Source organism: Rhizobium sp. AG207R (assembly GCF_027109195.1).
GTDB lineage: Bacteria > Pseudomonadota > Alphaproteobacteria > Rhizobiales > Rhizobiaceae > Rhizobium > Rhizobium dioscoreae.
The window spans coordinates 272,152-294,058 of record NZ_JAEPVT010000007.1 but is presented as its reverse complement, the minus strand read 5'-3'; the positions used below and the strand labels follow the sequence as shown (position 1 = coordinate 294,058).

At 61.6% G+C, this 21,907-nt stretch carries 17 protein-coding genes; 13 read left to right on the top strand and 4 right to left on the bottom strand.

The annotated features are described in order from the left end of the window. Positions 1–29 precede the first annotated feature (29 nt). Together JJQ51_RS18765 and JJQ51_RS18760 are read right to left on the bottom strand one after the other, a co-directional pair. Positions 30–1,589 carry an indolepyruvate oxidoreductase subunit beta family protein gene (locus JJQ51_RS18765; protein WP_269245080.1) on the bottom strand — a complete coding sequence of 520 codons (1,560 nt, stop codon included), beginning with the start codon at positions 1,587–1,589 and terminating at the stop codon, positions 30–32. Positions 1,590–1,598: 9 nt separating this feature from the next. Further along, the gene (locus tag JJQ51_RS18760; protein WP_269245079.1) at positions 1,599–3,752 is read right to left on the bottom strand and encodes an indolepyruvate ferredoxin oxidoreductase subunit alpha; all 2,154 of its coding nucleotides are present in this window, start codon (positions 3,750–3,752) and stop codon (positions 1,599–1,601) included. Positions 3,753–4,130: 378 nt separating this feature from the next. On the opposite strand from JJQ51_RS18760, the gene JJQ51_RS18755 reads away from it, so the two are divergent. The 5 genes from JJQ51_RS18755 to JJQ51_RS18735 all read left to right on the top strand — a co-directional run bounded on the left by JJQ51_RS18755 (position 4,131) and on the right by JJQ51_RS18735 (position 9,532). After that, positions 4,131–5,666, top strand: a complete 1,536-nt coding sequence (locus JJQ51_RS18755; protein WP_113330299.1) for an ABC transporter substrate-binding protein — start codon at positions 4,131–4,133, stop codon at positions 5,664–5,666. 258 nt (positions 5,667–5,924) lie between these two features. Continuing rightward, the gene (locus JJQ51_RS18750; RefSeq protein WP_269245078.1) at positions 5,925–6,932 is read left to right on the top strand and encodes an ABC transporter permease; all 1,008 of its coding nucleotides are present in this window, start codon (positions 5,925–5,927) and stop codon (positions 6,930–6,932) included. After that, a complete protein-coding gene (locus tag JJQ51_RS18745; RefSeq protein ID WP_269245077.1) occupies positions 6,925–7,818 on the top strand; it encodes an ABC transporter permease in 894 nt (297 codons plus the stop codon). The genes JJQ51_RS18750 and JJQ51_RS18745 overlap by 8 nt, the downstream gene beginning before the upstream one ends. Further along, positions 7,815–8,687, top strand: coding sequence for an ABC transporter ATP-binding protein (locus JJQ51_RS18740; RefSeq protein WP_269245076.1), 873 nt, complete (start codon positions 7,815–7,817; stop codon positions 8,685–8,687). Before JJQ51_RS18745 ends, JJQ51_RS18740 begins: the two co-directional genes overlap by 4 nt. Beyond that, on the top strand, positions 8,684–9,532 hold the full coding sequence (locus JJQ51_RS18735; RefSeq protein ID WP_113395513.1) for an ATP-binding cassette domain-containing protein: 849 nt from the start codon (positions 8,684–8,686) through the stop codon (positions 9,530–9,532). The genes JJQ51_RS18740 and JJQ51_RS18735 overlap by 4 nt, the downstream gene beginning before the upstream one ends. A 15-nt stretch (positions 9,533–9,547) precedes the next feature. Here JJQ51_RS18735 and JJQ51_RS18730 read toward each other — a convergent pair whose 3' ends face one another. After that, complete coding sequence (locus JJQ51_RS18730; RefSeq protein WP_113395514.1) at positions 9,548–11,161, bottom strand: AMP-binding protein; 1,614 nt, start codon at positions 11,159–11,161, stop codon at positions 9,548–9,550. Between the two features lie 296 nt (positions 11,162–11,457). Here JJQ51_RS18730 and JJQ51_RS18725 point away from each other — a divergent pair, with 296 nt between their 5' ends. From JJQ51_RS18725 to JJQ51_RS18690, 8 genes are read left to right on the top strand one after another with little or no spacing between them, the layout of a single operon-like run. Next, positions 11,458–13,776 carry a bifunctional salicylyl-CoA 5-hydroxylase/oxidoreductase gene (locus tag JJQ51_RS18725; protein WP_113395515.1) on the top strand — a complete coding sequence of 773 codons (2,319 nt, stop codon included), beginning with the start codon at positions 11,458–11,460 and terminating at the stop codon, positions 13,774–13,776. Positions 13,777–13,783: 7 nt separating this feature from the next. After that, the gene (locus JJQ51_RS18720; RefSeq protein WP_113395516.1) at positions 13,784–14,563 is read left to right on the top strand and encodes an SDR family NAD(P)-dependent oxidoreductase; all 780 of its coding nucleotides are present in this window, start codon (positions 13,784–13,786) and stop codon (positions 14,561–14,563) included. Positions 14,564–14,566: 3 nt separating this feature from the next. Next, positions 14,567–15,418, top strand: a complete 852-nt coding sequence (locus tag JJQ51_RS18715) for an enoyl-CoA hydratase family protein (protein ID WP_113330307.1) — start codon at positions 14,567–14,569, stop codon at positions 15,416–15,418. Positions 15,419–15,422: 4 nt separating this feature from the next. Further along, a complete protein-coding gene (locus JJQ51_RS18710; RefSeq protein ID WP_269245075.1) occupies positions 15,423–16,604 on the top strand; it encodes an acyl-CoA dehydrogenase family protein in 1,182 nt (393 codons plus the stop codon). A gap of 14 nt (positions 16,605–16,618) precedes the next feature. Next, positions 16,619–17,800 (top strand): acyl-CoA dehydrogenase, encoded by a 1,182-nt coding sequence (locus JJQ51_RS18705; protein ID WP_113395554.1) that lies wholly within the window; start codon positions 16,619–16,621, stop codon positions 17,798–17,800. An 8-nt stretch (positions 17,801–17,808) separates the two neighbouring features. Beyond that, the gene (locus tag JJQ51_RS18700; protein WP_269245074.1) at positions 17,809–18,240 is read left to right on the top strand and encodes an acyl-CoA thioesterase; all 432 of its coding nucleotides are present in this window, start codon (positions 17,809–17,811) and stop codon (positions 18,238–18,240) included. Further along, positions 18,218–18,613 (top strand): RidA family protein, encoded by a 396-nt coding sequence (locus tag JJQ51_RS18695; RefSeq protein ID WP_069611780.1) that lies wholly within the window; start codon positions 18,218–18,220, stop codon positions 18,611–18,613. The genes JJQ51_RS18700 and JJQ51_RS18695 overlap by 23 nt, the downstream gene beginning before the upstream one ends. A 17-nt stretch (positions 18,614–18,630) precedes the next feature. Further along, entirely contained in the window at positions 18,631–20,598 is a 1,968-nt protein-coding gene (locus JJQ51_RS18690) for a 3-hydroxyacyl-CoA dehydrogenase NAD-binding domain-containing protein (RefSeq protein ID WP_269245073.1), read from the top strand. A 20-nt stretch (positions 20,599–20,618) separates the two neighbouring features. Here the strand turns inward: JJQ51_RS18690 and JJQ51_RS18685 are convergent, their stop codons facing one another. After that, positions 20,619–21,830 (bottom strand): adenylate/guanylate cyclase domain-containing protein, encoded by a 1,212-nt coding sequence (locus JJQ51_RS18685; protein ID WP_113330311.1) that lies wholly within the window; start codon positions 21,828–21,830, stop codon positions 20,619–20,621. Positions 21,831–21,907: the final 77 nt, after the last annotated feature.

Below are 21,907 nucleotides of genomic sequence, written 5' to 3'. Positions count from 1 at the left end.
CGATATTATTTGCGTCCGGCGTGGTCGTGTCAGAGCGTCCCGACCGTTTTGAGCGCTCCGTCGAGCGCCGTACCCTTTTCGTCCAGAAGTGCAGCCTGCCGCAGCCGTCGCATCCACGCGGCTCCATCCTCGCGCTCGCGCAGGAGCGGCAGCGCCGACATGACGCGATCGAACTTGGAAAGACCGCGTGCATGCGTATCGGAATAGCCTTTGACGAGGCGGCGATTGCCGAGCACCTCGACGGCAAGATCGTAATTCGCAGCCAGCAGATTGGATGCGGCTGCCAGCCAGGCCTCGCGATGCTCCACCTCGCGCGCATGCCGCAGCGTGCTGCGACGGAAGCGCCGCAGCGCCGAGACCAAGTAGAGGCCGAGGAACCAAAACAGCGTAGCGGTCTGAACCCGGCGTCCCTTGTTGATGAAGCGGTCGAACCGGGCAAACAGGCGCGGACGGCTTTCAATCCAGAGTCCCATACCCTTCGGCATCGTGCCGCAGACCTCATCCATGCGCGGATGCATGTATTCGGTCATGTAGACGATCTGGTCGTCCTTGGCGCCGACTTCCTTGCGCACGCGCTCGAAGCGCGAGCCACGCACCTTCAGATCGGCAACGCGTATGACGTCGTCATAAGCCATGGCAACGGCCACATATTTCGCCGCCTGTACGGTGAAGGCGAAGTCCTTGGTCGCGCCGCCGGCCTTGCGATCCAGCGCTTGGAGTGCCGCGACGCGGCTCAGATACTCATCGGCATAGGCCGGATCCTGATAATCGGTCAGCTTCTTGACCCCGGCAAAGAGCAGCGGCCAGGCAACTTCGGGAAATTCGGCGCGGATGCGATTGACGAGGCGATCTAGGGCCGGATGACCGGCGGTTTCAGGCAGCGCACCGAAATGCTTCTGCGGCGTTGCGGAAACCGCATCGCGCGGCTTCTCCTTGACCCGGTCGAAGGCGGCATTGAACGCCTTGAGGCTGGGCTCGATGCCCTTGCCGCCGGCGCGGATCATCGCCTCGAAAGCCTGCTTGCCGAACGGCAATGCACCGGAGCCGGCCAATGCGCCGAACATGGAAGCGGAAATCACGCTGCCGTTCCTGACAGCCATCGTTTCCATATCGAAGGCGATGGTGCGCTTGGCGGCGAAATCCGTGGCATCGACCACCACCTCGGCATTGCCGATGCCATCGCCCGGCTTTTCCTTTTCGGCAACCGCAAAGGAGCGATGCGTCGAGGCGATCAGTAGCGTCTTTTCCGGCGTGACTAAGCCGCGCAGCACGGAGCGGCCGGCTTCCATCAACTCGGCCGCCATGACGACATCGACATCGCCCGGCGTCGGCATCAGAGAGAAGATCGGCGCGTGGCCATCCTTCGCCGGCAGCATTTCAATATAATAGATCGTCGCGCCCGTCCGCTGGGCAACGCCGGGCACAGAGGTCGTCTGCGCCATCCAGCCTTCGGCTTCGGCAAGGCCGACGATCCAGTCGGCCAGGACACCGCCACCCTGCCCGCCCATGGCGAGAATGGCGAGCGACAGCGGCTTATCCGTAGAAAGTCTGGCGGCGCCGAGATCACTCATGCCCACATGTTCGTTCATCTCGCCCTCTCAATCTGAAAAGACGATGCGGCCGGCGCGGCGACGCGCCTGCAGCCAGCCGATGATGCCGGAACGCATGCGGGCGACGAAGCGATCCCAACCCGTCGGATTATGGATGATGTCGGCCCGATAGAAGGAGGGACAGAGCACCGCCGCCTCCGAGACCTCGCCGCAATTGCCGCATCCCACGCAATTATTGTCGATCGCCGCCACCGGATCGTCCTTCAGCGGATCGTCGGTATGCTTGACCGACAGCGATGGACAGCCGGAAAGGCGGATGCAGGCGTGATCGCCGGTGCAGACATCCTCGTCCACACCGAAGCGCTCCTTGACCATGCGCCTGCCGTCCTTGACAGCCTTTGCGAATTGCGGCTTCACGCGACGCTGCTTGTTGAGCATGCATTCCGAGGAGGCAACGATGATCTTCGGCCCCGGCTCCTTCGAGGTCAGAGCCTCGCGCAGCGTATCGCGCATCTTGGCGACATCATAGGTCCGATCGATCTGACGCACCCAGGTCGCGCCGATGCCCTTGACGGCATTGACGATGGAATTATTGGTCTTGCGGCGCGGATTGAGAGCGCGCGAAGAGGGTATGTCCTGCCCGCCGGTCGCCGCCGAGTAATAGTTGTCGACGACGAGGATGACGCCATCCTGCTTGTTGAAGACGGCATTGCCGACCGAGGTCGCAAGCCCGTTGTGCCAGAAGCCTCCGTCGCCCATGACGGAGATCACGCGCTTGTCGGCTTCGACATTGAAGGCTGAGGCCGCGGCCGGTCCCAGCCCGTAACCCATGGTCGTGCTGCCGATATTGAAGGGCGGCAGGATCGAGAAGAGGTGGCAGCCGATGTCGCCGGAGATATGATGCTGGCCGAGTTCGCCCTCGACCATCTTCATGGCAGCGAAGATCGGCCGCTCCGGACAGCCGATGCAGAAACCGGGCGGCCGCGGCGGCACGACTTCGGCTAGCGCCTTGATCTTCGGGTCGTTGAGAACAGGCGTCGGATCCGGCAGCGGTGGCTGGTTGCCGAGCAGCACACGCTGGTGAACTTCCAGAAAGTTCTTGATGCCCTTCATCAGCACCGGCGCGGTATATTCGCCGCCCATCGGCAGCACGTCCTTGCCAGCGACCTTGGTCTGGATATCGCGGCGGCGCAGGATGGTATTTAGGGATTGCTCGATATATTCGGGCGCCCCCTCCTCCACCATCAGCACCGCCTTCTTGCTGGCGCAGAACTCAGCGATCTGGTCATCCACAAGCGGATAGGCGACATTCAAGACATAAAGCGGCACGGCGGAGTTGCCGTAGACATCGGCAAGGCCGAGCTGCTGCAGCGCGCGCAGCACGCCATTATACATGCCGCCAAGCAGGATGATGCCGACATCGCCCTCCGAGGGGCCGAAATACTCGTTGAGCTGGCGTTTCTTGATGAAGTCAACGGCAGCCGGCCAGCGCTTCTCCAGCTTTTCCTTCTCATGCAGGAAGGAGGCCGGCGGCAGGACGATACGGTTGACGTCGCGAACCGGATTTTCCAGCGCCTGCTTCAGCGTATAGGCCGGCCGCTTGTTGTCCTTGGCGACGAACTGGCCATGGACATGACAGCTACGGATCCCGACCTGCAGCATGACGGGCGTGTTCGACACTTCCGAAAGCTCGAAGCCCTCTTCCACCGCCTGCACGATCGACGGCAGGTTCGGACGCGGATTGAGCAGCCACATCTGCGATTTCATTGCATAGGCATGGCTGCGCTCCTGCATGATCGAGGAACCCTCGCCGTAATCCTCGCCGATGATGATGAGCGCGCCGCCCGTCACCCCGCCTGAAGACAAGTTGGAAAGCGCGTCGGAGGCGACATTGGTGCCGGCCGTTGATTTCCAGGTGACGGCGCCGCGCACCGGATACATGACGGAGGCGGACAGCATGGCGGCTGCGGCCGCTTCCGAAGCCGATGTCTCGAAATGGACGCCCAGATCCTGCATCACGTCCTTGGCGTCGGCCAGCACGTCCATAAGATGGGAAATCGGCGAGCCCTGATAGCCGCCGACATAGGAGACACCGGATTGCAGAAGTGCCTTGGTGATCGCGAGAATACCCTCGCCGCGGAAGATATCGCCTTCCCCGAGCTTCAGATCCTCGACCTCGCGCGCAAACGATCGCTCGGCCATGACGTTATCCCTTTGCCCTTGCGGGCTTGTTTTAAATCATTTGCAAAATCATATTTTGAACTTCCTTGAACTGTCAACGAACAATTATGCGATATCGCCGCATCATTTTGCGACATCGGCTGGGCAGCAATATGCTGACGCCAGCCGTTATTGTTGACTCGGATATCTCCGTTGCACTCAAATGTATGCGTATGCATAAAATTTATGCGAACATGTGAAGCCGAGTAAGAATTGCGGACCGGGATTTTACGGAAGCACCAGAGAAAGCGCTTGCCGCTCCAAAATATGTATTTTAAGATTAAAACATTCCGACAATAAATCGCCAGCGGCAGTTGGGCGTCATGCTTTTCTGTCGCTTAACAGGGGAACGGAGTGACCATGACAACGCTTACTCGGCGCGAGGCCCTGAGCCTCGGCGCAGCCGCATTCATGACTGGGATTTTAGCCGGCAGAACGCCTGTGGAAGCAGCGGAAGCCGGCACACTGACCATCGCTTTCAACGTCAATTTGCCCTCTTTCGATCCGACGACAGGCCCGTCGGCCGTTAATCCGACGATCCAGGCGATCTATCGCTCGATCTTCGACCAGTATATCGGCCAGGGACCGGACCTGAAGTTCCAGCCGGGCCTTTTGACGGCCTGGGGCTGGAACGATGACAAGACAAAAGTCTGGATGGACGTTCGCGAAGGTGTGACCTGGCACGACGGCTCCAAGTTTACACCGGATGACGTCGTCTGGTCGCTGGAGCGCGCCGCCAAGCAGGACACCGGCAACCCGATCCAGTTCATCTGGTCGACCGCCAACAATTACAAGGTGGAAGGCAACCGCATCACCGGCGATGTCGTCCGTTTCGAGCCGACCTATTTCAAATGGATGGCCTTTCTCACCGGCTATGTCCTGCCCAAGGACTATTACACCAAGGCGGGCGCGCAGGGCTTCGAAAAGAAGCCGATCGGCACGGGCCCCTATATGGTCGATGCCTATGAGGGCAATTCCTATCTGCGCCTGAAGGCAAACCCGAACTATTTCGGCGGCAAGCCCGCCTTCGATACCGTCATCTTCAAGTTCGTGCCGGACACGACGAGCCGTGTCGCCGAAATCGAGTCCGGTTCGTCCGACGTGACGCTGGAAATCCCCTATGAGGATTTCGACCGGCTGAAGAAGAAATCCGGTCTTGCGGGCGTCGCCACCCCAATCTCCGATATCGGCATGATCTTCATCAGCAATGTCGATCCGATGCTCGACAAGAATGTCCGCCTCGCCGCGAATATGGCGATCGACAAGGAAGCGATCATCAAGCGGCTGCTGCGCGGCTACGGCAAGCCGCTATCGACACTGGAGGCGCCGGAGTACGAAGCCTACGACGCGTCAGTCAAAATCCCTTACGATCCGGAACAGGCCAAAAAGCTCCTGGCCGCCAGCGGCTATTCGCCGGACAAGCCGGTGAAATTCACCATCAAGACGACCCGCGGCTTCAAGCCGAAGGATTACGAGATGATCCAGGCGATCGTCGGCATGTGGCGCAAGGTCGGTATCGAGGCTGAGATCGAAGTTTACGAAATCGCCAAGCATTATGAGCTGCGCGCCGCCCATCAACTCGGCCCAGCCGCCTTCTACAACTGGGGCAACGCCATCGGCGATCCGACGACCTCGACCGGCTTCGCCATGTTCGGCCCCTCGCCGCACTCAGCCTGGAAAACCAAGGATGTCGACGACATGCTGGGGCCGCTCTGGGTGGAAAAGGACGAGTCCAAGCGCATCGCCGGCTGGAAAGCGGCGATCAAATATATCGCCGAGCAGGGCTACGTGATCCCGTTGCTGCAATATGCCCAGCCGATCGTTTATAAATCGAGCCTGAAGGTTACGCCGAACGTTTCCGGCGCCCTGCAGCCGACGCTGGTGTCGAAGGCTTGATGCGTCGAGCTTTGATCGTGCAGCCTTGCCCCACACCCTAGCCCTCTCCCCGTCCTGAGCTTGTCGAAGAGGCGGGGAGAGGGGACGACCTTTGTATCCTCGCCGGAGCACGTTGTTAGGGGTAGGCTGCAGGTGCCTCTTTCCCCTTCTCCCCGTCAAAACGGGGAGAAGGTGCCCGCCCTTCGACAGGCTCAGGAGGGCGGATGAGGGGCTTAGGACTCTTCAGCGCCACAGCCGTGCCATCGGAACTCATAACGCATGATAGCAGTCTCCATTCTCAACCGGCTGATCATGGCCGCGATCACCCTCCTCGGAGTGGCGGTGATCGTCTTCGTCCTGCTGCGCGTCGTGCCGGGCGATCCGATCGCGATGATGATCTCGCCGGGCGCAAGCCCTGCCGACATCGCCGCGCTGCGCGCCCATTACGGGCTCGATGCGAGCCTGACCACGCAATTCTGGCTTTGGCTGAAAGCGGTTCTGACGGGCGATTTCGGGACATCGATCTCCCTGAAACGCGATGTGCTCTCCCTGCTCCGCGAGCGCCTTCCCGCAACGCTGGAGCTTGCCTTTGCCGCGCTGGTCCTGGCGGTTCTTCTCGGCGGCGCGGTTGCCATTGTCGGCACGCTCGCCCGCCGCACGATTTTCGAACCCGTGATCGACAGCCTGAACGGCCTTTTGCTGGCTGTTCCGGATTTTGTCTGGGCGCTGGCGTTGGTCCTTGTCCTCGGCGTTCTTTTTCCGCTTTTCCCGCTCTCCGGACGCATCGATCCGGGCATCGACGCGCAATTCGCAACGCCCTTCTATCTCATCGAAAGCCTCGTAACGTTTCGCTTTGCGATCTTCGCCGACATCTGCGCCCATGTGGTCATGCCGGTCCTGGCGCTCGGCCTGCCGCTGGCGGCCATCATCGCCCGCGTGCTGAAGGCAGCGCTCTCCGAGGCCATGGTGCAGGACTATATTCTGCTCGCCAAGCTGAAAGGCATGTCTGAGCTGCGGCTGGTGCTGCAGGAGGCGCTGCGCAATGCCGTCGGCCCGACGATCGCGCTGACCGGCGTGCAATTCACCTTCCTGATCGGCGGCACCGTCATCGTCGAGCGCATCTTCGCCTATCCCGGCATCGGCAACATGGCGATCGATGCCGTCATCAACCGCGACCTGCCGCTGATCCAGGGGCTGGTGCTGGTCTTCGGCGCCCTCTTCATTCTCGTCAATCTGGCGGTCGATCTGCTGGTCGCGGCCTTCAATCCGAGGCTCGCTCATGGCTGACGTTACCTCGCCCGCGATGCCGCAATCACCCTCCAGAATGGCGAAACGTTTGCGCGCGCTGCTCGCCGAGCCAAAGGTGATCTTTGGTGGCGGCTTCATCCTCATCCTCCTCATCCTCGCGATTTTTGCTCCCTATATCGCACCGAAGGACCCGTTGGAGCAGGATCTGATGTCCGGCACCTTACCGCCGGCATGGATCGAGGGTTCCGATCCAGGCTTCCTATTCGGCACCGACGATCTCGGCCGCGACGTGCTGTCGCGCGCCATCTTCGGCACACGCATCGCTCTCACGGTCGCCTTCGTCGCGGCTGGGCTTGCGGCCCTGATCGGCACGCTGCTCGGCCTTCTCGCCGGCTGGTATGGCGGCTGGATCGACAAGGCGATCTCCCGCCTCGTCGATATCTGGATGGCCTTCCCGCCGGTGCTGCTGTCGATTCTGCTGGTTGCGGTCTTCGGTTCCGGCGTGCACTCGGTCATCGCGGCCATCGTCATCATCGACTGGACGCGCTTCTGCCGTGTCGTGCGCTCGGAAACGCAGGCGCAGGCGCGGATGGATTATGTGACCGCCGCCCACACGATCGGCTTTTCGCGGGCCAGAATCCTCTTCAGCGAAATCCTGCCCAATGTGACGCCGGTGCTGATCGCCCTCGTCAACCTGGAAATGGGCATTGCCGTCATCGTCGAAGCTATCCTGTCCTTCGTCGGCCTGTCGGTCGCCTCCGATACGCCGACCTGGGGCGGCATGATCGCCGAGGGGCGGCAGATGATCTATCAGGGCTGGTGGGTACTGGTCGTACCGCTGATCGCGCTCTTCGCGACGGTGCTTGCCTTCAATCAACTCGGTGACGGTCTGCGCCGCGCCCTCGATCCGGTGATGCGCCGATGACATCTCCACTTCTCTCCATGACGGGCCTCAGCGCCATATCCGACCGCGACGGCGGCGCATCGATCCTGCGCGAAGTTTCCCTGACGCTCACGCGTGGCGAAGTGCGCGGTCTTGTCGGCGAAAGCGGCGCCGGAAAATCCACTATCGCCAAGGCCTTGCTCGGCATCCTGCCGCGCAGCGTCCGCATCACAAACGGCTCGATATTGTTCGAGAACCGCGACCTGCTCACACTCTCCGCCAGGGAATTGCGAGACATCATGGGCAGCGAAATCTCGCTGATCCCTCAGGACCCGCAAACGGCCCTCAATCCCGGCCGGCGCATCGAAGCGCAACTGACCGACGGCCTGCGGTTGAAACGGCGCCTGTCATCAGGCGACGCCCGACGGCGGGCACTGAAGTTGCTGGAAGAAGTGCATATCCGCGATCCCGAGCGTGTACTGCGCGCCTATCCCCACGAATTGTCCGGAGGGATGCGGCAGCGCATCCTGATCGCCGCCGCCTTCGCGCTGGAGCCGAAACTGGTGGTCGCCGACGAGCCGACCACCGCGCTCGACGTCACCGTGCAGAAGCAGATCCTGCGGCTGATCCGCGGCCTGCAGGAAGCGCATGGCACTGCCGTCATCTTCGTCACCCACGATCTCGGCGTCGTCGCCCAGATCTGCGACAGCGTGACGCTGCTCTACGCAGGCAAGGTGATCGAAGACGGGCGCACGAGCGACGTGCTGACGCATCCCAAGCATATCTACACGAAATCATTGCTATCGGCCGGGCCGCGCTACGACCGGCCGGATGCCGGGCTGACGCCGGTGCCGCAAGCCGTTTTCGAACAATTGCGCCGCGAGATCGGCATTCCGGAGGGAAGCCGATGAGCGTTTCCGATACTCTCCTTTCGGCCAGAGGCATCGAGGTCACCTATGGCGCCAAGCGGCACCTTTTCGGGCCGCCGGGCTTGGGCATCAAGGTGCTGCACGGCGTCGACATCGATATCAACCGCGGCGAAACCGTGGGCATCGTTGGCGAAAGCGGCTCAGGCAAGACGACACTCGGCCGCGCCCTGCTGCGGCTGATCGACGTAAATGCGGGCAGCATCCATTTCGACGACCGAGACATTACCCGTCTGCCTGATGCCGATATGCGACCGCTGCGTCGTCGCATGCAGATGATCTTTCAGGACCCGATGGCCTCGCTCAATCCGCGCCACACGATCCGCCGCATCCTCGTCGAGCCGTTACTGCTACATCGGCTGGCTTCGGACCGGAAAGAAGCGGAGCGGCAGGTTGCCGCAATTCTCGAACGCGTGACGCTGCCTCAGGCATGCCTCGACCGCAATCCGCATGAACTCTCGGGCGGCCAGCGCCAGCGCATCGGCATCGCGCGTGCCGCGCTGCTGAAGCCGGATTTTGTGCTCGCCGACGAGATCGTCTCCGGCCTCGACGTGTCGACCCAGGCCCAGGTTCTGAATCTGCTGAAGGAACTTTCGCGCGATCTCGGCCTCTCAATGGCCTTCATCAGCCACGATCTCTCCGTCATCCGCGCCGTCTGCGACCGCGTCTATGTCCTGCGCCATGGCCGTGTCGAGGAGGAAGGCGATTGCGAGCGCGTCTTCACGGCGCCGGCTTCGGCCTATACGCGAATGCTGCTCGACGCCATTCCCCTGCCGGAAATCGATCCGCATTGGCTCGGTCGCGAGACGGGCCAGGAAAACGCTGCCTGATAAGCACTCGGACGTTCAGTTGCGCAGGCGGAAACGCTGTATCTTGCCCGATTCCGTCTTCGGCAGAGCTTCGACGAAGATAATGGAACGCGGATATTTGTAGGGCGCGATGACCGCCTTCACATGATCCTGCAGCTTGCGAACCTGCAGATCCGAGGCAGCAATGCCTGGTGCCAGCACCACATGCGCCTGCACGATATGGCCCCTTTCCTCGTCGGGCTTGCCGACGACGGCACATTCCAGCACATCGGCATGCGAAAGAAGGGCTGCTTCTACTTCCGGTCCGGCAATATTGTAACCGGCCGAAAGAATGATGTCGTCGGAACGGGCGGCAAAATGGAAATAGCCGTCCTCATCCTGAATGAAGCTGTCGCCCGTCAGATTCCAGCCATCTCGCACGTAGTCGGCCTGTCTGTGGTCGGCGAGATAACGGCAGCCGATCGGCCCGCGAACGACGAGTTTGCCGATAACCCCACGCGGAACCTCGTTCATATCGTCATCGACAACGCGGGCCTCATAGCCCGTCAGCGGCTTGCCCGTGCAGTTCGGCTTGGCGTCGGACAGGCGGTTGGAAATGAAGATATGCAGCATCTCGGTCGAGCCGATGCCGTCGAGGATGGGCTTGCCGGTCTTGCGCGTCCATTCCTCGAAAATCGGGCCTGGCAGCGTCTCGCCGGCCGAAACGGCGATACGAAGTGAAGACAGATCCGCCCCCTCTTCCATCGCTGCCAGCATGGCGCGATAGGCCGTCGGCGCCGTGAAGCTGATGGTCGCGCCGTACTCCTGAATGATCTCGACCATGTTCTTCGGCGAGGCGTTTTCGAGCAGCGCCGTCGATGCGCCGAAGCGCAAGGGGAAGACGACCAGACCGCCGAGCCCGAAGGTGAAGGCGATCGGCGGCGAGCCGATGAAGACATCATCCGGCGTCACCTGCAGGACTTCCTTGGCATAAGCGTCGGCAATGATCAGGATATCTCGATGAAAGTGCATGGTGGCCTTCGGCACACCCGTCGAGCCCGAGGTGAAGCCGAGCAGCGCCACATCGTCACGCCCGGTTTTGACCGGCTCGAAGCGAACGGGCTTGTTGAGCGCGATGCGGTCGAGTTCGGCATCATGGTTGGCGGTGCCGTCGAAACCGACGACCTGCTTCAGGAACCGACTGTCTTTGGCGGCTGTGACGAGTTCCTCCAGTAGCCTCGTATCGCAAAGCGCAAAGGAGATCTCCGCCTTGTCGATGATCTTCGAAAGCTCTCCGGCCCGCAGCATCGGCATGGTATTGACGGCGACGGCACCGACCTTCGTCACCGCCAGCCAGCAAGCAATCATGGCTGGGTTGTTGCCGGAGCGGATGAGAACGCGATTGCCCGGCCTGACGCCGAAATCCTCGACAAGCGCGTGGGCGATGCGATTGGTCCAGTCCGCCAGTTCCTTGTAGGTGCGACGACGGCCATTACCGATCAGGGCCACGTGATCGGCGAAACCCTTTTCGACCATCCGGTCACTGAGTTCGAAGCCGGCATTCAGCCATTCCGGATAATCGAAACCCTCCATCCGCAGTTCCGGCCATTGGTCGAAAGGGGGCAGATTGTCTCGCGTGAATGTATCGGTATGACCGGTCGGTCCCAGCATTGCCTTGCTCCCACATTCTTATCGATCGATCGCCACGACAGCCGTTTCCCCTCGGCGCATGTGGCATTGCTAAAAAAGATCGCACCGAAGGCTGCAATGTTCAAGCAAGAAATTTTAAGCCTAAAATATTTTTGGCTTCTGATTGATTCAAAAAGGCTATTTTCGATTTTCCTGCTATTATGAGTGCCTACAGGCTGCATATTGGAGCAGGAAAAGCCTTGACGAATGGCTCCAACAAGATATTTTAAACTTAAATTATTTTGAGGTCGGCTCCAGCCGAATAAGGAGGGAAAGCGATGCGCATCGTCTGTATCGGCGGCGGCCCCGCAGGGCTCTACTTCGCGCTTCTAATGAAGAAGCTCCATCCTGAACACTCCATCCGCGTCGTCGAGCGCAACCGTCCCTATGACACCTTCGGCTGGGGCGTCGTTTTCTCCGATGCGACCATGGTGTCCATGCGCGAATGGGATCCGGAAAGCGCCACCGAAATCGAGGATGCCTTCAACCATTGGGACGATATCGAAGTCCTGTTCAAGGGCACGCGCCAGCGCACCACGGGCCACGGCTTCGTCGGCATCGGCCGCAAGAAGCTCTTGAACATTCTGCAACGCCGCTGCGAAGCACTCGGCGTCGAGCTGATCTTCGAGACGGAGGTCAATTCCGACCTCGACTATCCCGACGCCGATCTGATCATCGGCTCGGACGGCCTCAATTCCAAGATCCGCAATCATTATCCGGAAGTCTTCCAGCCTGACATGATCACCCGGCCGAACCGCTATATCTGGCTCGGCACCAACAAGCTTTTCGACGCCTTCACCTTCGATTTCCGCCGCACCGATCACGGCTGGTTCCAGGCGCATATCTACAAGTTTGACGACAAGACCTCGACCTTCATCGTTGAGACGACGGAAGAAGCCTATCTCGCCCATGGCCTCGACAAGATGGACCAGGACGGCTCCATCGCCTTCTGCGAAAACCTATTCTCCGAAGTGCTCGAAGGCGCTTCGCTGATGACCAATGCCCGCCACATCCGCGGCTCGGCCTGGCTGAATTTCAACCGCCTGATCTGCGGCAAGTGGAGTCATTTCAACGGCAATTCCCATGTCGTGCTGATGGGCGACGCCGCCCACACCGCGCATTTCGCCATCGGCTCCGGCACCAAGCTTGCCATCGATGACGCGATCGAGCTGACGCGGCAATTCCAGAACCGCGGGCACGAGAAGGACAAGATACCAGCCGTTCTCGAAACCTACGAGGAAATCCGCCGCGTCGATGTCGCCCGCATTCAGAACGCCGCGCGCAATGCGATGGAATGGTTCGAAGTCGTCGGCCGCCGCTATGCCGATACGCTCGAGCCGCCGCAGTTCATGTATTCGATGCTGACTCGCTCGCAGCGCATCAGCCATGAAAATCTGCGGCTGCGCGACAAGACCTGGCTCGAAGGCTATGAGCGCTGGTTCGCCGAAAAATCCGGCCTCGACGTCGGCAACGATCGCTGCCTGCCGCCGATGTTCACGCCCTACCGACTGCGCGATGTCCAACTTATCAACCGCATCGTCATGTCTCCTATGGCGATGTACTCAGCTGACAATGGCGTGATGAACGATTTCCACATGGTCCATCTCGGCTCTCGCGCGCTTGGAGGCGCAGGGCTGATCTTCGCGGAAATGACCTGCGTGACACCGGACGCCCGCATCACGCCCGGCTGCCTTGGCCTTTGGAACGAGGAACAGGTCGCGCAATGGAAGCGCCTCGTCGATTTCGTTCACACGAACAGCGCCGCCAAAGTCGGCATCCAGCTCGGCCACGCCGGCCGCAAGGGCGCGACGAAGCTTGCCTGGGAAGGCATCGACCAGCCGCTCCCCGAAGGCGACTGGCCGCTGATCTCGGCATCAGCAATCCCCTACCTCAAGAACAGCCAAGTGCCGAAGGCCATGGACCGCGCCGATATGGAGCGCGTCAAGGCCGACTTCATCCGCTCGACCGAGCTCGCCATTGAGACCGGCGCCGACTGGCTGGAACTGCATTGCGCCCACGGCTATCTGCTCTCGAGCTTCCTGTCGCCGCTCACCAATCTGCGCGACGACGAATATGGCGGCAGTCACGAAAACCGCGCCCGCTATCCCCTGGAGGTCTTTAGGGCAATGCGCGCCATCTGGCCAGCGGACAAGCCGATCTCCGTTCGTCTCTCCTGCCACGACTGGACTGACGGAGGCAACACGCCGGAAGATGCGGCTATCTTTGCCCGAATGTTCAAGGAGGCCGGCGCTGACCTCATCGACTGCTCTTCGGGCCAGGTGTCGAAGCAGGAAAAGCCCGTCTATGGCCGCCTGTTCCAGACACCCTTCTCCGACAAGATCCGCAACGAGATCGGCATCCCGACGATCGCCGTCGGCGCGATCTCGGAAGCTGACCACGCCAATTCGATCATCGCCGCAGGCCGCGCCGATCTCTGCGCCGTTGCCCGCCCGCATCTGGCGGACCCCGCCTGGGCGCTGCATGAAGCCGCCAAGATCGGCCTGACTTCCATTCCCTGGCCGAAGCAATATCTTTCCGGCAAGACGCAGTATGAAACCAACCTTGCCCGTGCGGCCACGGCAGCACCGGCGAAATGAGGATGAAATGACGACTTCGGGCAAACTCGCCGGCCGTCACGCACTTGTCACCGGGGCCGGCAGTGGCATCGGTGCAGCGATCGCCAAGGCGCTTGCCGCCGAGGGCGCGCACGTCAGCCTCGCGGGTCGCCGCCGCGAGCCGCTGCAAGCGGTTGCCGCCGAAATCGGCACCCAGACATTCGTGGTCGATGGCTTCGATGTCACCAGCCCTGAAGCCGTCTCCCAGGGCCTTGCCAAAACCCGCGAAAAATTTGGCCCAGTCGATATCCTTGTCAACAATGCCGGCGAGGCACCGAGCGCAGCCTTCGAGAAGACGAGCCTCGAGGCCTGGAACCACGTCCTCTCGGTTGACCTGACAGGCGTCTTCGTGGTGACGCAGGCTGCCCTTCCCGACCTGAAGGCTTACGGTTCCGGCGCGCGCATCATCAACATCGCCTCGACGGCCGGCTTGAAGGGATATGGGTACGTCTCGGCTTACGTCGCCGCCAAGCACGGTGTCGTCGGCCTGACGCGCTCGCTCGCACTGGAACTGGCGAAGACCGGCATCACGGTCAATGCCGTCTGCCCCGGTTTCACCGACACGCCGATCATCCAGCGCTCGATCGAAACCATCGTCGCCAAGACCGGTCGAACGGCCGAACAGGCGCTTGCCGAATTCACGAAATCCAATCCGCAGGGACGGCTCGTCACGACGGAAGAAGTTGCCGATACCGTGCTCTGGCTGGCCTCACCCGCTGCGGCATCGATCAATGGTCAGGCAATTGCGGTTGCTGGTGGGGAGGTTTGAGGTATGAGCGATCGGGACATGACGATGAAGGGGCATCTGAAGCCCTTCAAGGATTACAAGCCTGAGCACTTCCTCTGGAATGTCAGCGAAGATGGCCGCGTCGCCACCATCCGCCTGAACCGTCCGGAACGTAAGAACCCGCTGACCTTTGATAGCTATGCCGAACTGCGCGATCTGTTCCGCGACCTCGTTTACGCTTCGGATATCCGCGCCATCGTGCTGACGGGCGCGGGTGGCAATTTCTCCTCCGGCGGCGACGTCTTCGAGATCATCGAGCCGCTGACGCGCATGGCGATGCCCGAGCTTCTGGCCTTCACACGTATGACCGGCGATCTCGTCAAAGCGATGCGCAAATGCCCGCAGCCGATCATCTCGGCAGTCGACGGCATCTGCGCCGGCGCCGGCGCTATCCTCGCCATGGCCTCTGATCTGAGGCTCGCGACGCCGGAAGCCAAGACTGCCTTCCTCTTCACCCGCGTCGGCCTTGCCGGTGCCGATATGGGCGCTTGCGGCATCCTACCCCGCATCATCGGCCAGGGCCGCGCCGCCGAGCTTCTCTTCACCGGCCGCTCGATGACATCTGCGGAAGGACAAGCCTGGGGCTTCTATAACAGCCTGCACGCTAGCGCCGAGCTCGAAAACGAAGCGCTCAAACTCGCCCGCTCGCTGGCCGACGGCCCATGGTTCGCGCACGGCATGACCAAGACCATGCTGAACCAGGAATGGGCGATGGGCATTGACGAAATGATCGAATCCGAAGCGCAGGCGCAGGCGATCTGCATGGCGACGCAAGATTTCCGCCGCGCTTTCGAAGCCTTCGCGGCCAAGCGCCGGCCTGAATTCCAGGGGGATTGAGCTGATGTCCACGGCAAGCAGCCTCCCCGGCCCGACCCGCGATCATCTGGATTGGCCCTTCTTCGAGGAGCGCCATCACCGTTTTGCCGCCGAGGTCGACGCCTTCGCGAGGTCGGGCATCATGGCTTCCATCGATCACGCCGATGTCGACGACGCATGCCGCACGCTGGTCAAGGCGATGGGCGAAGCCGGGCTTCTAGCTGCCGCGACAGGCGCGTCCGATAGCGAACCGCTGATCGATTCCCGCATGGTCTGCCTCGCCCGCGAAACGCTCGCCTGGCATGATGGCCTTGCCGATTTCGCCTTTGCCATGCAGGGGCTCGGCACCGGCGCCATCGGCCTTTCCGGCTCGCACGAATTGCGCTCGACCGTCCTGCCCAAGGTGCGCTCCGGCGAATGGCTCGCCGCCTTTGCGCTGTCGGAAAAGGATGCCGGCTCCGATGTAGCCGCGATGAGCTGCGCTGCCCGCCCCGATGGCGACCACTATGTCCTCGACGGCGAGAAGACCTGGATTTCCAATGGTGGCATTGCCGACGTCTACACCGTCTTCGCGCGCACCGGCGAAGCGCCGGGAACCCGCGGCATCTCGGCCTTCGTCGTCTTTGCCGACGATCCCGGCTTCTCGATTGCCGAACGCATCGAAGTGATCGCGCCGCATCCACTGGCGACGATCCGTTTCGACAATTGCCGCATTCCCGCGTCCCGCCTTCTCGGCGCACCGGGCGAAGGTTTCAAGATCGCCATGCGCACGCTCGATATCTTCCGCGCCTCGGTCGCCGCTGCCGGCCTCGGTTTTGCCCGCCGCGCGCTCGATGAATCGCTTGCCCATGCGCGGTCACGTCCGATGTTCGGCGCGGCGTTGGCCGACCTTCAGTTGACGCAGGCCGCCCTCGGCGATATGGCCACCGGCATCGACGCGGCGGCACTGCTTACCTACCGGGCGGCCTGGCGCCGCGACGTGCAGCGCTTGCCGACGACGCGCGAAGCCGCCATGGCCAAGATGACGGCGACGGAAACCGCGCAAAATGTCATCGACCGCGCCGTCCAGCTTTTTGGCGGGCGCGGCGTGAAATCGGGCGAGATAACGGAAAAACTCTATCGGGAGATCCGCGCGCTTCGCATCTATGAAGGTGCAACAGAAGTTCAGAAACTCATCGTCGCGCGCGAACTTTTGAAGACCAATTAATGGGAGATACCAGCATGAGCCGCGAGATTTTCGACTGGGCCGATCCGTTCCGGCTGACGGAGCAGCTGAGCGACGACGAACGCATGGTGCTTGATACCGCGCATTCCTACGCGCAGGAAAAGCTCGCGCCCCGCGTCCTCGAAGCCTTTCGCCATGAAAAGACCGATCCGGCGATCTTCCGCGAAATGGGCGAGCTCGGCCTGCTTGGCCCGACGATTTCTCCCGAATATGGCGGCGCCGGCCTCAGCTATGTCGCCTACGGCCTGATTGCTCGCGAGGTCGAGCGCGTCGACAGCGGATATCGCTCAATGATGAGCGTTCAGTCTTCGCTCGTCATGGTGCCGATCGAGACCTTTGGTTCGGAAGCGCAGAAGCAGAAATACCTGCCGAAGCTGGCGGCCGGCGAATGGATCGGTTGCTTCGGACTCACCGAGCCGAACCATGGCTCCGATCCGGGCTCGATGGTCACACGCGCAAAGAAGGTCGATGGCGGCTATAGCCTGACCGGCGCCAAGACCTGGATTTCGAACGCGCCGATCGCCGATGTCTTCGTCGTCTGGGCGAAGACCGAGGACGGTCTTATCCGCGGCTTCATCCTCGAAAAGGGCTGGAAGGGCCTGTCAGCCCCCGCGATCCACGGCAAGGTGGGCCTGCGCGCCTCCATAACGGGCGAAGTCGTCATGGATAATGTCTTCGTGCCCGAGGAAAACCTGATGCCGAATGTATCCGGCCTCAAGGGTCCCTTCACCTGCCTCAATTCAGCACGCTTCGGCATCGCCTGGGGTGCGCTCGGCGCCGCCGAGGATTGCTATGCTAGGGCACGCCAATATGTACTCGACCGCAAACAGTTCGGCCGCCCCCTTGCTGCCAACCAGCTGATCCAGAAGAAGCTTGCCGACATGGTGACTGAGATCACGCTCGGCCTGCAGGGCTGCCTGCGTCTCGGCCGCATGAAGGAAGAAGGCCATCCGCCGGTCGAGCTGACCTCCATCCTCAAGCGCAACAGCTGCGGCAAGGCGCTGGATATCGCCCGCGCTGCCCGCGACATGCTGGGGGGTAACGGCATTTCGGATGAGTTCGGCATTGCGCGCCATCTCGTCAACCTCGAAGTGGTCAACACCTATGAGGGCACGCACGACATCCACGCCCTCATTCTCGGCCGCGCCATCACCGGCATCGCCGCCTTTTCGAACTGAGGCCCGCCTTGGCATTCAAGATCACCAGACCTCTGCGCTTCGGAGATTGCGATCCCTCCGGGATCGCCTATTTCCCATCCTATCTGAACATCCTTGTCGGGGTGCTGGAAGACTATTTCGCCTCGATCAGCTTCTCCTGGCGAAAGTTGATCGACGACCGCCGCATCGGTGTCCCCACCGTGCGGCTCGATCTGACCTTCATCAAGCCGGGCCTGCAGGGTGACGATCTCGAATTCGTCCTTGCAGTCCGTGGTGTCGGCCGTTCCTCGCTCGATCTCGAACACCAGGTTTCGGCAAACGGCCATGTGCTGTGGACGGCCAAGCACCGCGTCGTCGCCACCTCGCTCGATACGCATAAATCCATTGAATGGCCGGATGATCTCCGCGCCGCGCTGACCTCTCATCTGGAGACGACCGATGCACACCATCCTGCAACCTGAAGGCTGGGCCAAGCCGATCGGCTATGCCAATGGCATGGCGGCGACGGGCCGCATGGTGTTCGTCGGCGGCCAGGTCGGCTGGAATGCCGCCTGCGAATTCGAAAGCGACGATTTCGTCGAGCAGGTGCGCCAGACGCTGAAGAATGTCGTTGCAATTCTTGCAGAAGGCGGCGCCGAGCCGAAGCACATCACCTCGATGACCTGGTATTTCACCGACAAGCAGGAATATCTCGGCAACCTGAAGGGGATCGGTCAGGCCTATCGCGAGATCATCGGGCGCCATTTTCCAGCCATGGCGGCCGTGCAAGTCGTCGCCCTTGTCGAAGATCGTGCCAAGATCGAGATCCAGGCAACGGCAGTCATTCCGGAATAATATAGGCGGTCAAGATCATGTCGGCATTGCGCTTTTCGGACACCATCTCGGCGGCGCTGACCGACGGGATTCTCGTCGTCACCATAGACAATGCGCCCGTCAACGCGCTCTCTGCCGATGTCCGGGTCGGCCTGATGGCTGCATTCGACCATGCGGAGAAGGATGGCAATATTGCCGGCATCGTGCTCACCGGTGCGGGCAACAGCTTCATCGGCGGCGCCGATATCAAGGAATTCGGCAAGCCGCCGGTCGAGCCGCACCTACCTGATGTCATCGCCCGCATCGAAACCGTTGCCAAACCCGTTGTCGCCGCGATCAATGGCGTGGCCCTCGGCGGCGGGCTGGAAGTGGCGCTCGCCTGCCATCACCGCCTTGCCGCGCCGACCGCGAAGCTCGGCCTGCCGGAAGTCAAGCTCGGCATTATACCCGGCGCCGGCGGCACGCAGCGCCTGCCGCGGCTCACCGGCATCGCCGCCGCCATCGATATGATCGCCAATGCACGCATCGTCTCCGCCGCCGAAGCGCTCAAGCTCGGTATCGTGGACGGCATGGCCAAAGGTGAATTGATCGCCGAAGCTATCACCGACGCCAAGACGGCCGACGCCGCATCGTTACGCCGCACGGGATCGCTGACCGTTCCTCCGGAAGCTACAGATGTGATCGATAAGGCGGCATCGGACGCATTGCGGAAGGCGCGCGGTCAGCGCGCACCGGTCGAAGCCATTCGCGTCGTGCGCCTAGCGGCGACCGTGTCTTTATCCAAAGGGCTGGCCGAGGAACGCCGCACTTTTATTGCGCTTCGCGATAGCGAAGAGGCCACGGCGTTGCGGCATGTCTTCTTCGCGGAACGCGCCGCCGGCAAGGTCGAGGGACTGGAGGGCGTCGCTGCTCGCAAGATCGAAACCATCGGCATCGTCGGCACAGGCCTGATGGGTTCGGGCATCGCGGTCTCCGCTCTCAACGGCGGCTACCGCGTCATCGGCGTCGAGCAAAATGCCGAAGCGGCTGACAAAGGGCGCGAGCGCATCGCCGGCCTACTCGACAAGGCCGTGCAATCCGGTCGCCTCGATACAGCTGGCCGCGAAGATCGCCTCAGCCGGCTGACCGTGACGGCGGAGATTCAAGAGCTCGCAAAAGCCGATATGGTCATCGAAGCTATTTTCGATGATCTCGCCGTCAAGACCGAGCTCTTCCAACGCCTTGATGGCATCGTCCGCGCCGATGCAATCCTTGCGACCAATACCAGCTATCTCGATCCCGATGTGATCGCTTCGGCCACTAAGCTGCCCAAGCGCGTCGTGGGACTGCACTTCTTCTCGCCCGCCCATATCATGCGGCTCCTCGAAGTCGTGCACTGCAAGCAGACGGCGCCTGACGTGCTGGCGACAGCCCTTGCCCTGGCAAAGCGGCTCGGCAAACTGCCTGTCGTATCGGGCGTCACCGAAGGCTTCATCGGCAACCGCATCTTTTCCGCCTATCGCCGCGAAGCGGAATACATGGTCGAGGATGGCGCGTCGCCGCAGGAGATCGACGCAGCACTGGAAGCCTACGGCTTTCCGATGGGGCCCTTTGCTGTGTTCGATATGGCAGGTTTGGAAATCGCCTGGGCGCGCCGCAAGCGGCAGGCCGCAACACGCGATCCCTCGGAACGCTACGTCGTCATCGCCGACCGGCTCTGCGAAGCCGGCCGCTTCGGCCAGAAGACGGGCCGCGGCTGGTATGCCTATCCCGACGGCAAACGGACTGTTGATCCTGAGGTAGCGGTCATGATCGAAGCCGCTCGCGCCGAAAAAGGCATTGTACCTAGGAGCTTCACCGCGGAAGAGATCGTCGGGCGCCTGCTGAAAGCCATGGCCACCGAAGGCGAGGCGTTGCTTGCGGAAGGCATCGCTGCCCGCGCCAGCGATATCGATCTCGTGATGATCAACGGCTATGGCTTCCCTGCAAGCAAGGGCGGCCCGATGTTTGCGGCCGGCCGCCGCTGAAAGCCGTCACCGCGGAGGGGTCAGGCCGCCGAAGAGAGCAGCGTGAACAATTCCTGCGGCCGCTTGACGCCACGCAGTGCATAACGGCCGACGGAAACGAGATCGTTGCTTTGCTGGCCTGCCAGCGCCTCGACGAAATTCGACGACATGAGGATGTTACGGTCAGCCGATCGGCACATCGAAGCGATACGGCTGACTTCGTTGACGGCCGGCCCGATGACCGTGAAGTCCAGCCGGTCCATGCTGCCTATATTGCCATAGAACACGTCCCCGATATGCAAGCCGAGATAAACGTCCGTGACCGGCCGGCCTTCGATCTGCCGCTGCGAATTGAGGTCACGCAGCCGCTGGCGCAGCAGCGATTCCGCCATCAGCGCGGCGGTGCAGGCGTCAGCGGAATTGCGAGCCTTGAAGATCGCCAGCGTGCCGTCGCCGATCAGCTTCAGCACGTTGCCGCCCGCCTCATGGATCGAGGAGATGACCGCATCGGCATAGGCATTCAGCATCGGGATGATTTCATCCGGCTCGGCCGTATCGGAGATGCGCGTGTAGTTGGCGAGATCGGAAAACCACAGTGCCGCCGAAATCCGCTCCGTCTTGCCTCGGGTGATCTTGCCTTCAAGCACATGCCGGGCGGCGTCTTCGCCGAGATAGACCTCGGCAATGGTACGGGCGATGCGGCTCATGCCGGTGCATTTGATGGCGAGAGCAAGCGCCGGCGTCAGCTTGCGCAGCACGCGCAAATCCTCTTCCGGAAATCCCATTTCGGCGGCGGTGGCGAAGTTGGAATAGAAGCAATCCATTTCGCCGATCGTGCCGCCCTCTTCGAAGCGGTGGATCATGGCGATGTAATCGGTGTGACCATCGGCCAGCAGCGTGTCGAGCCCGTAGAAATCGGTCGGATCACCGAAGCCGATACGTCGGCGCACCTCGTCTCCGCCTGTCGTCAGCATATGATAGAAGGCGGAACGCTGCCAATTCTCGGAGGCGATCCCCTGTTGCGTCGGGCCATATTCGAACTCGCGCTCGATGATCTGATTGCCATCCCAGCGGAAGGCGCGGCCCTCATAGACCGGATGCAGCGTATCCATCAGCGCCATGGCCCGATCGATGTTGAGACCATGCTGACGGCACTGCTCGCAGAAACCCGAGAGGATATCGACTTCCGTCATTCCCTTGAGACCGGCTTGCATGAGCCAGCTGGCAATTTCGCCAATGTCCTTCGCGTCCATGGATATCTCCCGACCCTCTGAAGGATTCGCTTTAGTACGAAACTCTAAGGCTTGGAATGCTGTACAACGCAAAATAG

Coding starts and splice junctions, on each gene's coding strand:
- JJQ51_RS18765 (WP_269245080.1), bottom strand. CDS start 1,589: ATGAACGAACATGTGGGCATGAGTGATCTCGGCGCCGCCAGACTTTCT.
- JJQ51_RS18760 (WP_269245079.1), bottom strand. CDS start 3,752: ATGGCCGAGCGATCGTTTGCGCGCGAGGTCGAGGATCTGAAGCTCGGG.
- JJQ51_RS18755 (WP_113330299.1), top strand. CDS start 4,131: ATGACAACGCTTACTCGGCGCGAGGCCCTGAGCCTCGGCGCAGCCGCA.
- JJQ51_RS18750 (WP_269245078.1), top strand. CDS start 5,925: ATGATAGCAGTCTCCATTCTCAACCGGCTGATCATGGCCGCGATCACC.
- JJQ51_RS18745 (WP_269245077.1), top strand. CDS start 6,925: ATGGCTGACGTTACCTCGCCCGCGATGCCGCAATCACCCTCCAGAATG.
- JJQ51_RS18740 (WP_269245076.1), top strand. CDS start 7,815: ATGACATCTCCACTTCTCTCCATGACGGGCCTCAGCGCCATATCCGAC.
- JJQ51_RS18735 (WP_113395513.1), top strand. CDS start 8,684: ATGAGCGTTTCCGATACTCTCCTTTCGGCCAGAGGCATCGAGGTCACC.
- JJQ51_RS18730 (WP_113395514.1), bottom strand. CDS start 11,161: ATGCTGGGACCGACCGGTCATACCGATACATTCACGCGAGACAATCTG.
- JJQ51_RS18725 (WP_113395515.1), top strand. CDS start 11,458: ATGCGCATCGTCTGTATCGGCGGCGGCCCCGCAGGGCTCTACTTCGCG.
- JJQ51_RS18720 (WP_113395516.1), top strand. CDS start 13,784: ATGACGACTTCGGGCAAACTCGCCGGCCGTCACGCACTTGTCACCGGG.
- JJQ51_RS18715 (WP_113330307.1), top strand. CDS start 14,567: ATGAGCGATCGGGACATGACGATGAAGGGGCATCTGAAGCCCTTCAAG.
- JJQ51_RS18710 (WP_269245075.1), top strand. CDS start 15,423: ATGTCCACGGCAAGCAGCCTCCCCGGCCCGACCCGCGATCATCTGGAT.
- JJQ51_RS18705 (WP_113395554.1), top strand. CDS start 16,619: ATGAGCCGCGAGATTTTCGACTGGGCCGATCCGTTCCGGCTGACGGAG.
- JJQ51_RS18695 (WP_069611780.1), top strand. CDS start 18,218: ATGCACACCATCCTGCAACCTGAAGGCTGGGCCAAGCCGATCGGCTAT.
- JJQ51_RS18690 (WP_269245073.1), top strand. CDS start 18,631: ATGTCGGCATTGCGCTTTTCGGACACCATCTCGGCGGCGCTGACCGAC.
- JJQ51_RS18685 (WP_113330311.1), bottom strand. CDS start 21,830: ATGGACGCGAAGGACATTGGCGAAATTGCCAGCTGGCTCATGCAAGCC.